At 51.6% G+C, this 15,759-nt stretch carries 12 protein-coding genes; 7 read left to right on the top strand and 5 right to left on the bottom strand.

Going from position 1 to position 15,759, the window contains the following annotated elements; genetic code table 11:
* Positions 1-11: 11 nt before the first annotated feature.
* From urtD to urtA, 4 genes are all read right to left on the bottom strand, one after another.
* Complete coding sequence (gene urtD, locus AC5E51_RS03425; protein ID WP_068436057.1) at positions 12-776, bottom strand: urea ABC transporter ATP-binding protein UrtD; 765 nt, start codon at positions 774-776, stop codon at positions 12-14.
* Positions 769-1,956: an urea ABC transporter permease subunit UrtC gene (gene urtC / locus AC5E51_RS03420; RefSeq protein WP_301387775.1), complete on the bottom strand. Its 1,188-nt coding sequence runs from the start codon at positions 1,954-1,956 to the stop codon at positions 769-771. Before urtC ends, urtD begins: the two co-directional genes overlap by 8 nt.
* A 15-nt stretch (positions 1,957-1,971) precedes the next feature.
* Complete coding sequence (gene urtB, locus AC5E51_RS03415; protein ID WP_297534069.1) at positions 1,972-2,898, bottom strand: urea ABC transporter permease subunit UrtB; 927 nt, start codon at positions 2,896-2,898, stop codon at positions 1,972-1,974.
* Between the two features lie 104 nt (positions 2,899-3,002).
* Entirely contained in the window at positions 3,003-4,259 is a 1,257-nt protein-coding gene (gene urtA, locus AC5E51_RS03410; protein ID WP_301378057.1) for an urea ABC transporter substrate-binding protein, read from the bottom strand.
* A 200-nt stretch (positions 4,260-4,459) separates the two neighbouring features.
* Between urtA and AC5E51_RS03405 the strand changes: the two genes are divergently transcribed.
* The 6 genes from AC5E51_RS03405 to AC5E51_RS03380 all read left to right on the top strand — a co-directional run bounded on the left by AC5E51_RS03405 (position 4,460) and on the right by AC5E51_RS03380 (position 12,810).
* A complete protein-coding gene (locus AC5E51_RS03405) occupies positions 4,460-7,900 on the top strand; it encodes a hybrid sensor histidine kinase/response regulator (RefSeq protein WP_491778132.1) in 3,441 nt (1,146 codons plus the stop codon).
* On the top strand, positions 7,897-8,844 hold the full coding sequence (locus AC5E51_RS03400) for a response regulator (protein WP_491226582.1): 948 nt from the start codon (positions 7,897-7,899) through the stop codon (positions 8,842-8,844). Before AC5E51_RS03405 ends, AC5E51_RS03400 begins: the two co-directional genes overlap by 4 nt.
* Before the next feature lie 74 nt (positions 8,845-8,918).
* Positions 8,919-9,527, top strand: coding sequence for a glutathione S-transferase family protein (locus AC5E51_RS03395; protein ID WP_491778131.1), 609 nt, complete (start codon positions 8,919-8,921; stop codon positions 9,525-9,527).
* Between the two features lie 68 nt (positions 9,528-9,595).
* Positions 9,596-10,177, top strand: a complete 582-nt coding sequence (locus tag AC5E51_RS03390) for an NADPH-dependent FMN reductase (RefSeq protein WP_491778130.1) — start codon at positions 9,596-9,598, stop codon at positions 10,175-10,177.
* Positions 10,178-10,533: 356 nt separating this feature from the next.
* Complete coding sequence (locus tag AC5E51_RS03385; protein ID WP_068436080.1) at positions 10,534-11,583, top strand: 2Fe-2S iron-sulfur cluster-binding protein; 1,050 nt, start codon at positions 10,534-10,536, stop codon at positions 11,581-11,583.
* A 48-nt stretch (positions 11,584-11,631) separates the two neighbouring features.
* Positions 11,632-12,810 (top strand): alkane 1-monooxygenase, encoded by a 1,179-nt coding sequence (locus AC5E51_RS03380; protein ID WP_068436082.1) that lies wholly within the window; start codon positions 11,632-11,634, stop codon positions 12,808-12,810.
* Positions 12,811-13,135: 325 nt separating this feature from the next.
* On the opposite strand, the gene AC5E51_RS03375 is transcribed toward AC5E51_RS03380, so the two are convergent.
* Positions 13,136-14,122, bottom strand: a complete 987-nt coding sequence (locus AC5E51_RS03375) for a helix-turn-helix domain-containing protein (protein ID WP_491778129.1) — start codon at positions 14,120-14,122, stop codon at positions 13,136-13,138.
* 236 nt (positions 14,123-14,358) lie between these two features.
* Between AC5E51_RS03375 and AC5E51_RS03370 the strand changes: the two genes are divergently transcribed.
* Positions 14,359-15,759, top strand: a complete 1,401-nt coding sequence (locus AC5E51_RS03370; protein ID WP_491778128.1) for an ethanolamine ammonia-lyase subunit EutB — start codon at positions 14,359-14,361, stop codon at positions 15,757-15,759.

Raw genomic sequence — 15,759 nt, 5'->3', positions numbered from 1 at the left:
GGTAGTTCCCCTTAATGGCCCAGGTAGACTTCGACGACTTTAGGGTCAGACTGCACCCGTTCCATTGAGCCTTCAGATAAAACCTTGCCCTGGTGAAGCACGGTCACCCGGTCGGCAATGTCGGCAACGAATTGCATATCGTGTTCAATCACAAGTACTGAGCGGTCTTTGGTAATTCGGTGCAGCAGGTCTGCTGTCTGTTTACGCTCAGAGACCGACATACCTGCAACCGGCTCGTCCAACATCAGGAGCTCAGGGTCCTGGATCAGCAGCATGCCAATTTCCAGCCACTGCTTCTGACCGTGAGAGAGCAGGTCAGCTGAGGTATCCAGTTTGTCGCCGAGAAAAATCATGTCGGCGATTTCTTTTACTTTGTCGACGACCTCTTTATCGCGACGGAAGAAGAGGGCACCCCAGACGTTGCGTCCACGCGGGAACGACAGCTCAAGATTTTCGAATACCGTCAGGTCTTCATAGATGGATGGGTTCTGGAATTTCCGACCCACACCGGCGTGAACAATCTGGTGCTCGTTCAGCTTGGTTAATTCTTTACCCTTAAATTTAATCGAACCTTCAGTGGCCTTGGTACGGCCACAGATGAGATCCAGTACCGTGGTCTTACCGGCCCCGTTAGGGCCGATAATGACGCGGATTTCTTGTTCTTCGACGTACAGCGATAAATCGTTCACTGCTTTAAAGCCATCGAAGGACACAGTCAGACCTTCTACGCTCAAGACAAAGTCTTTTGCTGGAATGGATTTCGTTGACTCAAGCATGTTTGCGCTCCTCAGAAGTCAGGGTCTCTTCGCCGTTATCTGCTTTGTCGGATGAAGCATCTTTCGCTGCAGGCGTTGGTGCCGAAGGTGAATCGTCTTTCTTGCTCATTTTCAGCAGCAGAGGTTCGATGTAACGCTGGTAGACACCGGCCAGACCATTCGGGAAGGCCATCACCACACCGATGAACAGGGCGCCCATGGCAAACAACCAGAGTTCAGGGAAGGATTCGGAAAAGCTGGTTTTCGCCCAGTTCACCAGAAGGGTGCCGTACACAGCGCCGAGGATTGACAGACGACCACCCAGTGCACAGAAAATCACCATTTCAATCGATGGTACGATGCCGACGAAGGTAGGCGACATAAAGCCAACCTGCAGAGTGAACATGGCACCGCCGACAGCTGAAATCGCAGCGGCCAGGCAGAAGATAAAAATCTTGAAGCCAGAGACGTCGTAGCCAGAGAAACGAACGCGCTCTTCACTTTCACGCATCGCGACTAATAAGCGACCGAGTTTGCTTTTAATCACAAAGGCGGCAACAAACAGGGCGAGAAACAGCAGCAGTGCGTTGATGTAGTAGAGGATGTATTTTGCTTCGTCGGTGCGGATATCCCAGCCATGCAGTGTGCGTAGGTCGGTAATACCGTTTACGCCGCCGGTGTAGCCTTGCTGACCGATAATCAGGATGGTCAGGATGGCCGCAACCGCTTGCGTGATAATGGCGAAGTACACACCACCGACACGACGCTTGAACATGGCAACAGCAATGATAAAAGCGAAGACAGCAGGCACAGCAATAACAGCGAACAGAGTAAAGCCAAAGCTGTGGAAGGGTTCCCAGAACCATGGCAGTTCGGTGAGCTGGTTCCAGTCCATAAAGTCCGGAATACCAGGAGTAGACTGAATCGCAGTATTTTCAGGTGACGAGGCTTCCAGTTTCAGGAACATCGCCATGCAGTAACCGCCCAGGCCAAAGAATACCCCCTGACCGAGGCTGAGAATGCCACCGTAGCCCCAGCAAAGAACCAGACCAAGAGCAACGAAAGCGTAAGTGAGATATTTACCCACCAGGTTAAGGCGGAAGATATCCATCGACAGCGGCAGGATCACCAGCAGCAGAACTGCAAGAATGATCATGTGGCTGTACTGATTGCGGGCAATAAAATCGGCAAATTTATTCATACGTTATGCTCCTGCTCAGTGACGTACTTTGAGAGTGAACAGACCCTGAGGACGAAGCATCAGAATGCCGACCACAAACAGCAGGGTGAGTACTTTGGCCATGGAACCGCTGAGGAAGAATTCCATCGTTGACTGGGCCTGAGAGATGGTGAAGGCCGAGGCGACGGTACCCAGAAGGCTGGATGCACCACCGAACACAACAACAAGGAAGGTATCAACGATATATAGCTGACCTGACGTCGGACCGGTAGAACCGATCATGGTGAACGCAGAACCTGCGATGCCTGCGATGCCGCAACCGAGTGCGAAGGTCAGACGGTCAACTTTCTCGGTATTAATACCAACAGCAGCAGCCATCGGACGATTCTGTACAACCGCACGGGTTTGTTTACCCAGACGGGATTTCTGCATCATTAATGCAACACCGACGGTAATCACGATCGTCAGGCCCATCACAAACAGACCATTAACCGGCACTTCAACCATGTCGGTTACCGGGTACGAACCCATCAACCAGTCAGGCAGAGTGACGCCTACTTCACGCGCGCCAAATACGGTGCGGTAGAGTTGTTGCAGAATCAGGCTCAGGCCCCAGGTAGCAAGCAGAGTATCCAGAGGGCGGTGATAAAGATGGCGTATCATCGCCCACTCGACAAAGGCCCCGAGAGCGGCCGTGACAAAGAAGGCCACTATCATGGCCAGAAAGAAGTAACTGCCATAAATACTTGGCAGGTAGTCAGCAAACAGATTTGAAATTATGTAGGTAACGTAAGCACCGAGAATCATAAATTCGCCGTGTGCCATATTGATCACACCCATCTGGCCGAAAATAATCGCCAGACCGAGTGCCATCAGAACAAAAACAGAAAACAGGATAAGTCCGGCAAAACCTTGCATAGCAAAGATGGAGGTAAGCTCGGATGCAGAATATTCGGCAAACATGATGTTTCTCCCCGGTGGATCAGAATTCGGTAGCGGCTGGTGGTTACCGGCGCGCTACCGGAAGGGTGGGCTGAGAAAACTCAGCCCGGGTCATGCGTGGGGTTTTACTGGTAACCCTCAGGGAATGGATCAGGCTCGATCAGTTCATCACTTTCATAAACCACTTTGTACTGACCGTCAGGCTCGGCGAGACCGATGCGGGTTTTCGACCAAAGGTGATGGTTTTCGTGAACACGGACATAACCTTCAGGTGCGGTTGTCAGCTCGATACCCGGTGAGGCTTCACGGACTTTATCGATATCGAAAGAACCGGCTTTTTCGACCGCTGCTTTCCATAACCATGGGCCAAGGTAAGCTGCCTGAGTTACGTCACCGATCACGATGTCGTCACCCCAGCGTTCTTTAAATGCTTTTACGAACGCCTGGTTGTTTTCGTTAGGCAGAGACTGGAAGTACTTCATTGAAGCGTAGATACCTTCAATGTTCTCACCGCCAATACCGAGGATTTCATCCTCTGTGACTGAGATGGTCAGGAACAGTGGCTTCTCTTTGCCCATGTCGATACCGGCCGCTTTCAGCTGTTTATAGAAAGCAACGTTAGAACCGCCTACCACTGAGATGAATACAACGTCAGGCTTTTTCAGCTTGATTTTGTTGATCACTGAGTTGAACTGAGTGTGACCCAGTGGGTAGTACTCTTCGCCCACAACTTTAGAGCCGAGTACGTTTTCGATGTGCTTACGTGCAATTTTGTTTGAGGTACGTGGCCAGATGTAGTCAGAGCCGAGCAGGTAGAATTTCTTCGCACCTTTTTCGCGGGCTGCCCAGTCCAGACCTTCAAGAATCTGCTGAGTCGCTTCCTGACCTGTGTAGATCACGTTAGGAGACTGTTCCAGACCTTCGTAGAAAGTCGGGTAGTAGAGCATACCGTTATACTGCTCAAAGACTGGCAGAGCGGCTTTACGTGACGCTGAAGTCCAGCAACCGAAAACGGCCGCGACTTTATCCTGAACCAGGAGCTTCTTGGATTTCTCAGCGAAGGTTGGCCAGTCACTGGCGCCGTCTTCCTGAATGTATTCGATCTTACGACCCAGTACACCGCCCATGGCGTTGATCTGTTCAATGGCAAGCTTCTCAGCTTGTACTGAACCTGTTTCACTGATCGCCATGGTACCAGTAACTGAGTGTAGAATACCGACTTTAACGGTATCGTCCGTTACTGCCAGCCCAGTGCTGTTCACTTCGTCCGCCAGCGCTGGAACACTTGTATGTGCAAGCATCAGAGCGGCAGGTATTGCGAGTAAATTTTTCAGAAAACCGCGCCGTGCAAGCGCTGTGTTTTCAAAGGTTGGTAGTCGCATAGTCAGGCCTCACTTAGGTAGTTTGTGGTTGCTGTGACCTTTTCAGATTGCCTGTAGCGACGGTTTTGGAACATTCGTTGAACGCTCCACCGGGGTACGTCATTTGACGCATACGAGTTGGCACGGGATATGAATAATATAAGTCGCCAGGATGCGATAACAGATTTTATGAACGCGACAGCAGACTTCCTGGAGACCGGATGGCAAACCCACAACTACTGACTACCCGCCGTAACTACAATCGCTGGGTTGCCAACCAGACCCTCGAAGACTTTGCACTTCGTTTTACGGGTAAGAACGCCCGCCGCTGGTCGTCGGCACGGGTATCCAATACCGCACTTGGCGCAATCTCGTTCCTGGCGCTGGAAGCCATCGGAGCAGCGATTACTCTGGTCTATGGCGTCCATGCGGCGCTTCTGGCGACCATGGTGGTGTCGGCCATTATCTTCCTGACGGCGATTCCCATCAGTTATTACGCAGCCCGCTATGGGGTCGATATTGATCTGCTCAGCCGGGGAGCCGGATTCGGCTATATCGGCTCGACGGTGACTTCGCTGATCTACGCATCTTTCACCTTTATCTTTATGGCGCTCGAAGCTGCCATCATGGCGTCGGCCATGGATATCCTCTTTTCGGTGCCCTTGTGGCTTGGCTACCTGATCAGTGCCTTGATCGTGATTCCGCTGGTAACTCACGGTATTACCCTGATTTCACGGTTTCAGCTATGGACTCAACCCCTCTGGTTTCTGCTTCAGCTGGCGCCGTTCGTGTTCATTCTTTGGCAGGAAACTCAGGCCATCAGCGACTGGATCAACTTTGAATCGCCGGTTGCACCGTCAGAGGGCAACGGCGTCAGTCTGATCTATTTTGGTGCCGCATCTGCCGTCATCTTTTCGTTGATTGCTCAAATCGGAGAGCAGGTCGACTTCCTGCGCTTTTTGCCGGAGCCGAAACCGGGTCAGCGACTACGCTGGTGGACTGCATTGATTATCGGCGGGCCGGGATGGATTCTGATGGGCGCCATTAAAATCATGGCCGGATCATTTCTGGTTGTGCTGGCACTCAGTCACGGGCTGGGTTACGACGAGGCGGGTGACCCGACCCACATGTACGCTGTTGCGTTCAGCTACCTGACCGAATCACCACTGGCGGTGATGGCACTGACGGGGATTTTTGTAGTGCTCTGTCAGGTGAAGATTAATGTGACCAACGCCTACGCGGGTTCAATCGCCTGGTCGAATTTCTTTTCACGTCTGACCCACAGCCACCCGGGGCGTGTTGTCTGGCTCTTCTTCAACGTGATGATTGCCATTCTGGTGATGGCGCTTGGAGTGTACGAATCACTCGAGCATATCTTAGGCATCTATTCGAATGTCGCAGTCGCCTGGGTCGGCGCACTGGTTGCCGATCTTGTGATTAATAAACCGTTAGGCCTGAGCCCGAAGCATATTGAGTTCAAGCGGGCCTACCTTTATGACATTAACCCGGTGGGCTTTGGCGCTATGGTGCTCGCATCCTTGTGCGGCATTTTGTCATTTACCGGTATCTGGGGTGAGACGGCACAGGCGCTGTCTTCGTTTATTTCTTTATTTACTGCGTTCTTTCTGGCACCTGTTATCGCTCTGATCACCGGCGGTAAATACTATCTTGCGCGTGAGATTATTCCGCTGTCACCAGCCACTGAGCAGTTAACCTGCAGCGTCTGCGAGAACGAATTCGACCGCGAAGATATCGCCGTGTGCCCGGCTTACAACGGGCACATCTGCTCGTTATGCTGCACGCTGGAATCACGCTGCCACGACCAGTGCAAAGACAACGCACGTTTCAGTGATCAGATTGCCGCGACGCTGACGACCCTACTTCCCGACCGCTTAGTGCATCGTCTTAATCCTCGTATTCTGCAGTTCTCAGGTTTATTGACCATTATCGGCGGCATCGTTGGGCTCCTGTTCTGGTTGGTGTACATGCAGGCACCCTCTGATAACAGCATGCAGGCTTTGCTTGGCAGTAGTCTGTTGCAGGTTTACGTATTGTTGATGATTATCGTCGGTGTTCTGATCTGGTTATTTGTACTCGCTAACGAGAGTCGCGAGTTAGCGCTTGATGAAGCCACAAAACAGACGGATCTGTTATCGCAGGAAATTGCTGCGCACGAAGAGACAGACCGTGCCTTGCAGCAGGCGAAAGAATTAGCAGAGGCTGCCAACCAGGCAAAAAGCCGCTATCTCGGTGGTATCAGCCATGAGTTAAGAAGCCCGTTGAATTCCGTACTGGGTTACGCTCAATTACTCGAAAAAAGTGACGGCCTGAGCGATAAGCAACAGCGTCAGATAAGTCTGATCCGCAGCAGTGGCGAATATCTTGCTGACCTGATTGAAGGCTTGCTCGACCTGTCGCGTATCGAAGCCGGGCGGCTTGAAATTCGCCGCGATGAAGTCAACCTTAAGCGCTTATTGGATGATCTCGCCGAAATGTTCCGTCTGCAGTCGGTCGCCAAGGGCATTACGTTTACGTACGAGGCCCCGTCCTATTTACCGGACATGGTACGTACCGATGAAAAACACCTGCGCCAGATTTTGACCAATCTGTTGTCGAATGCCGTGAAATATACCGAGTCGGGCGGTGTTTCGCTGAGCGTAAAATACCGTAGCCAGGTTGCTGAATTTACGGTAAAAGACACCGGGCCGGGGATCAGCGCAGAAGAGCACAAAAAGATATTCCAACCGTTTGAACGTATTCGCAAACCTGGCCATCCGCAGCAGCCGGGCACCGGTCTTGGCCTGACGATCAGTCAATTACTTGCCGATATTATGGGCGGTGAAATCACACTGAAAAGCGCACCGGGTTCCGGCAGTACGTTCCGCTTAACCATGATGTTATCCAGCATTGAACGAAAAGTTCACCTTGCTGATAAACCCGCAGCGCCGGCACAGAAAATCATTGGTTATGAAGGCGATAAACGAGTCGTACTCACTGTGGATGATGAACCATCACATCGTGGGCTGATCAGTGAGACCTTATCACCACTTGGCTTCACTGTGCTTGAAGCCTCCGGTGCCGATGAATGCGAGGCTGTGCTTGGTGAGGTAAGAGTCGATCTTCTGTTACTGGATATTTCGATGCCGGGCCGCAACGGTTGGACCCTGTTACAGAAGCTACGTAACGATGGATTTTCGGCGCCTGTGATTATGGTATCAGCTGATGCGGAAGACCGGATTTCTGCCGAAGGTAACGGGGCATTTTCTGAACCGGGCCGACGTTTGAACGATGACTATCTGATCAAACCGATGAAGGATCAGGTATTACTCGATAAAATTGCGCGACAGCTGGATCTGAGCTGGATTTATGAAGGCAGCTCTGAGGATGTCCCGGGTCAGGCAACGGTCGCTCCTCTCACTGATGCGAGGCTACGCGAATTCATGTCATTTTCTCAGCTCGGCTATGTGGCGGGGCTGGAGACATTGATCGAGGCTTGCGAGCAGGAAGAGTTGGACCCTGATTTCGTCAGAGAGCTTAAGCGTTGTATTACCTCGTTCCGCTTTGCTGACGTCCACGCCATGTGCGCCGCGCGCCTGGATGCTCAATCTCCGAAGTCACAAGATAATACTGATGAGCACAGTATTGGGAGTGAAAAACCATGAGTCCTGAAGCAGGCTCGGCTAAATCTGGTGCAACAATTTCTGGCACAACAGCGTCCGGCACTATTCTGATCGTCGACGATACACCGGAATCTCTGGCCTTTATGAATGAGGCGTTGGCTGGGGCAGGGTATACCGTTTTAGTCGCTATGGATGGTGAGCAGGCATTGAATATCGCCCGGTTGATGACGCCAGATCTGATTCTGATGGATGGAGTAATGCCTCGCATGGATGGTTTTGAAACCTGTCGTGCTCTTAAGGCGTCGCCAGACAGCGAAGATGTCCCGGTCATTTTTCTCACCGGGTTGAGTGACAGCAGTGATGTATTAAAAGGGCTTGAGGCTGGCGGCGTCGACTACCTGACTAAGCCTGTGAATCTCGATGAAATGTTAGCGCGTGTTCAGGTACACCTGTCGACCGCGATGAAAACAAAAAGTGCGCGTCGCGCACTTGAAGAAATGGGGCAGCCCGCTTTTGCCTGTGATGTTAACGGCACTTTACTGTGGGCGACGCGCGTCGCAGAAGAGCTTCTGGAAAGCACAGGTGCAGACCTTGAAAGTTGGCAGCCGGTACTAAGCCGGGATCTGCCTTTATGGCTGACCCGCTCGCCGGAACGTAACGCGACCCTGCGACTGACCTCTGAGCAGGCTGAAGTCAGTGTGCGCTATCTCGGGCGCCCGCTGCCCGGTGAATATCTGATGCGTTTCGTACTCAATGAAGAGGTGGCGGCACGGCAGGCGCTTCAGGCGGCATTTGATCTGACAGATCGTGAGACTCAGGTACTGTTCTGGCTTAGCCGTGGTAAGACCAATCAGGAGATTGCCCAGATACTTGAGATGAGCCCCCGTACAGTGAATAAGCACCTCGAGCCCGTATTCCGCAAGCTGGGTGTAGAGAACCGCACTGCGGCCGTTGCCACCGCATTAGCCATATCTGGACAACAATAAGTTGTCGAACTTGACCGCTATATAGCCTCTGGGTAGCTTGGAGCTACATTTACTCAGGCAGAGGCTGATTCTTCATGAAACTGTACGATAACCCCCATGCTCCAAACCCACGTCGCGTCCGTATGGTGCTGGCCGAGAAAGGCATTGCCTACGATCGAGAGGAACTTGATCTCGGTGCGGGTGATAACCTGAAAGAAGAATTCTGCGCCAAGAACCCTTTTGCCAAAGTGCCGGTGCTGGAACTGGATGATGGTCTTTGCCTGTCAGAAACGCCGGCTATTTGTCGTTACCTTGATGAAGTTTCCGATGAAGGCAGCCTCTTTGGGACCACACCAAAAGAGCGCGCCATCATTGATATGTGGGAGCACCGGATGGAGTCTATGGTTCTGTATCCTGCACTGTTCGCTTTTCAGCACATTACTGGCTTCTTTAAAGATCGCATGACGCCAGTCGAAGACTTCGGCAAAGAGAGTGTCAAAAACTTCATGAAGTCTTTGCCTGTTCTGGATGCTCAGCTTGCTAATAACGAGTGGATAGCAGGCAGCCAGTTTTCTATTGCCGACATCACTGCGATTTGTGCCATCGACTTTGCACGCATTGTTAAAGTCCGGGTCGGCGACGAGTACCCCAATATCCAGCGTTGGTACGCGGCAATGAAAGAGCGTCCGTCATACGCGGCTTAAGAGAACTTTTTCGCTCTTTTGGACACAGAAATATAAGCAACTCTACGGATTAGCTATAAGGGGTAACTATGGCAAATTATGCAATTATCAGTGCTAGCCATCGTGATGGCGCACAAAGCCTGCGTCTTGCGCGAGAGCTGAACACACGCTTTTTTGACGGTGGCGCTGAGGTTATAGATCTTTTTAAAGCGGATCTTCCATTGTGGAATGGCGAGCGCGAAGCGAATGCTCAGGTCAAAGAAGTACAGGAAAAAATTACTCAGGCTGACGGGCTGGTGTTTGTGGTTCCTGAGTGGCACGGCATGGCACCTGCCGGGTTGAAAAACCTGTTTCTCTGGTGCAACCACCCGCAATTTGCCCATAAACCTGCCTTGCTGGTCGCAGTATCTGGTTCGGTCGGTGGTGCCTTTGTTGTTGCTGAACTTCGCGGTAGTGGCTACAAAAACTCGCGTTTACTCTGGTTACCGGAGCACCTGATTCTGCGTGATGCCTCTGAGCTATGGCAGGGTAAGGGGCGTGAATCAGATGAGTACCTTGAGAAGCGTGCCCGCTATGCGGTTGATCAACTCAAGACCTACACCGAAGCGCTTGCGCCTCAACGCGAAGCACTGACTGCGGGCCTGGAAGATTTTCCAAACGGCATGTCTTAAGCCGTTAGCCTTGTATTGAGTCCTCAGTGCTAGCTGGGGCTTTGGCTCACTTGATGCAGGTCAAGTGAGCGACACATTACTACCACTGTGCTGAAGCCGCTCTGGCTGATAAACACTTTCTCTTACTTCTCCCTGTTTTCCGTATCTTTTCTTCTGGGTATTACTTTATTTACCCGGACATTTTCCGGTTTTTATCCTTTTCCTTACATTTTCTTCGGTTGGTTTATTCTCATCTACTGGCTTCCTTCAGTGCTCTGTGATGAGCCATTTTCTCTGTGGATGGCAGAATCAAACCTTTTCATGTTTGTTTTCAACTGTAGGATTGTCTAACAATCTAACAATGAGAAGACAGAGCAATGTTCGGGCTGTTTAAATCTGCGAAACCACATACCTTAACCATCGAAGGCGTTGGAGAGTTCACGGTAAATCCGAAAGAGACCATTCTGACTGCTGCCCTGCGTCAGGGCGTTCGTTTTCCTTACAGCTGCAAAGTGGGTGGTTGCGCAACCTGTAAGTGCAAATTGCAGGACGGCCAGGTTAAAGAATTAACCTCAGCGGCCTTTATTCTCAGCTCTGAGGATATCGAACAGAAATACATTCTCGGCTGTCAGTCACAACTGAAGTCTGACGTGACGGTGTTTGTGGATGGCCTGTCTGATGGCACGTCTGTGGCAAATGTGCAGGAAGGAGAAATAACAGCGATTGAAAAGCTTACCGCCGACATGGTCTGCGTCACGGTGACTTTGCCTGAAGAAACCACCTATGTACCTGGCCAATACGCTCTGTTTTCAACACCTGCTGTGCCTTCAGGTTCTCGTAGCTATTCATTCGCGACGCCGCCTCAGGGGAACCATGTGCGTTTCTTTATCCGTGAAGTACCGGGTGGCGAAATGTCTGGCTGGGCGAATCACCATGCCGTTGTCGGCGATAAAGTGACTGTGGATGGCCCTTATGGTGATTTTTATCTGCGTCAGGACGCGGGTGAAAAACGCGGTGGTGAAATGCTGATGATTGCTGGTGGCAGTGGCATAGCGCCGGTACTGGCGATTCTCGAAGACGCCATGAACCACAAAATAGACCGTGACGTGACCTTCCTGTTTGGCGCGCGCACCGAGAAAGACCTGTGTGCGCTTGAAGAAATATCCCGTATTTCGCGCAACTGGTCCGGCCGCTTCCGCTTTATCCCGGTGCTGTCTGAAGAGCCTGAAGGCAGCAGTTGGGAAGGGCGTCGCGGTCTGGTCACGGATGTTATTCCTGAATTAACAGACATTACCCAAACCTACATGTGCGGCCCACCTCCTATGTTGGACGCTGCAGAAAGCTGCCTGAAGAAATTAGGCATGAGCGAAAACGGAATTTATTGCGACCGGTTTACCGACCGTTCGCATACCCAAAAAGCCGGATAAGACAGAATTTAAATCTAACATAAAAGAGCATAACGGAAGGAGAATCCTATGTTCCATTACCTCAAATACTTTCTTTTTCACGCCATTGGTCTGCTTGCCGCAGCGGCAATGTTCCTCGGCGCCGACTGGATTATTTATGGTCTGATCGCCATCTTCGGCGGCTATATCGTACTGGACGCTGTGTTGGGGGATGACACAACGACTCCTGACTTTAAACACCCGGGTATTTTGACTGCGCAGCTCTGGTTAGCATTGCCTCTCCTTTCGTTGATTGTCTTTGCCTATTTCTGGCAGGTGAGTGCCGGTGATCTGTTCGGTCTGGGAGAAATGCTCACCAGCCTGACCGGTTACGATGTTCTGGCAGCTAAAGCCGAGGGCACTTGGGTGTCAGATCTGTGCGCTCTGCTTATGACCGGCCTGATGATTGGTATGGTGGGCACCATTACCGGCCATGAACTGACGCATCGTACCTGGGACCCGACCTCAATGTTTATTGGTCGCTGGTTGCTGGCTTTCAGCTTCGATGTCGCCTTCGCCGTTGAACATGTTTACGGTCACCACCGTTACGTGAGTACGACTAAAGATCCTGCCACTGCACCGCGTGGCCGCAACGTCTATTTCCACGTACTGGCATCGACCATTAAGGGCAACATCAGCGCACTGAAACTCGAAGCTGAGCGTCTACGTAAAATGGGTCACAGCCCACTGTCGATCCGTAACTCGGTACTGCGTGGTTACGGCATGAGTGCCATCATTGTTGCACTGGCATTCCTGGCTGGTGGTGTAGAAACCATGCTGCTGTTTATCGGTGCTGGCCTGTTCGGTAAAGCTCTGCTTGAAATCGTGAACTACATGGAACACTACGGCATGGTTCGTAACCCAGAACTGCCAGTGCAGCCACGTCACTCATGGAATACCAACAAGCGCTTCTCGTCATGGACCATGTTTAACCTGACCCGTCACTCTCACCATCACGCTCACGGTGAAGTGCCATACCAGGACCTGCGCCCATACCCAGAAGCACCGACTATGATCAATGGCTACCTGACTACCATCGTCGTCGCCCTGATCCCACCGCTGTGGCACCACCTGATGACGCCAAAAGTGCTGGAGTGGGATGAGAAATACGCCAGCGACGAAGAGAAGGTACTGGCCGCCGAAGCGAACCGTATCAGTGGCATTAAAGCGCTGACAGAGCATGGCCAGGTATCAGCTCAGCAGGCGTAAGCTTAAAACAGGAACATTGCTTAAATCGAAAGCCCCGGAAACGGGGCTTTTTTTTTGTGTTGGGCCTGGTTTTGATGCTTTTCAGAGTTGTTGAAACCAAAATGCGTGCGGCGCCGTGAAATATTGCTGATGAAATGGCCGGAGAGCAAAACCTAGTCCCGGCAATTGAACGAAAATTTTTCTGATCGTGATCCAGGGCGACCTGTTTTGCGTGCCATGTAATCAGTGATATTGAGCGGGAAACGTCGGATGCGTTGGTTGAAATAATTCTGGAAAGCTTCTATTTACCGAGTTTGGCTAACGAATTTTCTTACAGAGTTTAGGTCTAGCCAAAAATCAGTTCAGCTCTCGATATCGTCTCCGACGGCATTTCGCCAAACAGCTTTTTATAGTCCTGCCCGAACTGTCCCGGATGCCAGAAGCCCCAGTCTGCGGCGATTGAAGAAATAGGACGCTCCTGATTTTCGGTTGCTAACAGAGAACGTCGTACCTGATTTAAGCGTGCAGTTTTTAAGAACTTCAGTGGGCTGATACCCAGAATACTTTCAAAGCTGTACTGCAGGGTGCGGCGGCTGGTATGTGTGAGTTCGCACAGCTCTGTAATGGTAAGCGGTGCATCCTGATTCATGTCCATCCAGGCTTTTACTTTATCGACTACGGCTTTGCGGTGGGCGTAGCTAGTGGCAGGGCGTTTGGCCGGTGTTTCTTTCTTCAGCAGGTCTAACAGGGTGCGCAGAATCAGATCGCGTTGTAAGCGTTGATGAAGGTCGGGTGTGTCTGGGTTGACCAGTTTGCCGAGCAGTTCGCGTACATGCGCGAGGTCCTGTTCAGGAATCGCCAGACGCGGGTGTTCGTGCAATGATAACCCCTGAAGATTCAGTTCATCATTTTCTGCGGCGGCCAATAGTGCATCCGTGCGGATCACCAGACCATAAATGTCGAACTCATTCGGTGTGATAAGTTCAAAATCACAGGCGCCGGGGCGGCACATGATCTGGTTGTTATCGACTTCAAGGCCGTTAATCCGGCAATCAGCAGGTTCAGCAGAAATTCCTAACCAGATGGCATCAGGCCAGACATTGCATTGCTGGCGCAGCGCCTGACTGGTGTGTTCTTTAAAGACCTGCATGCCTTCCAGGGCGATCTCATCAATGCGCCCATAGAAGTGGCCGCCGGAGAGCTGGTCGTATTCCTGCTGCCAGTTGGTGAGGTTGCGGGCGTGAAGATCGGCATCACATGCTTCACTCGTATTCGCTGCGTGCAGTGGTTCAGTGCTCTGAGTCAGTGCATCGAGTGTCTGTTGTTGGTGCATTTTCTGCTCCCCGGCTCGGTAACGGTACTGCATCTGTCCGTTATTAAGTCTGTGATCTTCTGTATTACAGTCATCCTAACCAGCTGAGAGGCCCGTGGCATCAGCTTTTCAGAGGTTCTGAAAAACTTTGCCAAAATTCGATAGGCCGCTGGACTATCTCTCGCACTACTCCTTCGTATGACACAGCAACAAGTGTTCCCGTCTGGCTCAATAAGGACGGGAAGCGAAGGAAAAGTATGAAATACAGCTACACCGCCGGTCAGCAGACCTGGCACTTTGAGAACCTGGCAGAAGTGATGGCGAAGGCCACACCAGCCCGCAGCGGCGACCGTCTTGCAGGGGTGATTGCACGTTCAGCAGAAGAGCGGGTGATCGCGCAGATGGTTCTGGCCGACGTTCCACTGAAGCAGTTCCTGAATGAAGCTTTGGTACCGTACGAAGACGACGAAGTGACCCGTCTGATTATCGACGAGCACGATGCTCAATCATTCTCAGCGATCTCTCATCTCACCGTTGGCGATTTTCGCAACTGGCTGTTAAGCGATATGGCCACACCTGAGGTATTAGAAGGTGTGCGTGCGGGTATTACGCCCGAGATGGCGGCGGCGGTATCGAAGATTATGCGCAACCAGGATCTGATTCTGGTCGCTAAAAAATGCTATGTAAACACCGCCTTCCGCAACACCATTGGTTTGCCGGGGCATTTATCGACACGTCTGCAGCCGAATCATCCCACTGATGATGTGAACGGCATTGCTGCCAGTATTTTAGATGGCCTGTTGTACGGCAATGGCGATGCGGTAATCGGTATTAACCCCGCTACCGATAACGTTGCTCAGGCGATCAAGCTGATGAAACTGATGGACGAAGTGATCTGTAAATACGAGATTCCTACTCAGTCCTGTGTGCTCACCCATGTGACGAATACGATTGAATGCATTGAAGCAGGTGCGCCGGTCGATCTGGTATTTCAGTCGATTGGCGGTACGGAAGCGACCAACTCTTCCTTCGGTTTTAATATCGCAACACTTGCCGAGGCCCAGGACGCCGCGCTGAGTTTAAAACGCGGCACGGTGGGTAATAACGTTATGTATTTCGAAACCGGGCAGGGCAGCTCGCTCTCGGCCAATGCCCATCATGGGCTGGATCAGCAGACTTGTGAAGTACGTGCTTATGCCGTCGCGCGTAAATTTAATCCGCTGTTAATTAACACCGTTGTTGGTTTTATCGGCCCGGAATATTTATTCGACGGTAAAGAAATTATCCGTGCCGGTCTTGAAGATCATTTCTGCGCAAAATTACTCGGCCTGCCGATGGGCTGTGACGTCTGTTACACCAATCATGCCGAAGCCGACCAGAACGATATGGACAACCTTCTGACCTTATTGGGTGTCGCCGGTTGTTCGTTTGTGATGGGCATTCCCGGCTCTGACGACATCATGCTGAATTATCAGACCACCTCTTTTCACGATGCACTTTACGCCCGACGTGTGCTGGGCAGTCAGCCCGCGCCTGAGTTCGCGCAATGGCTTGCGCGTATGCAGATCATGGGTGATGCCTTTGTATTAAACGACGCACTGCCTGATGCATTTGCCCGTTCACTTAACTCACTGCCGCCTGCTTCCGGTCAGCACTGA

The sequence above is a fragment of the Thalassolituus sp. genome (assembly GCF_984348125.1).
The sequence above is the reverse complement of the archived record's forward strand: the minus strand, read 5'-3'. Positions and strand labels throughout refer to the sequence as shown.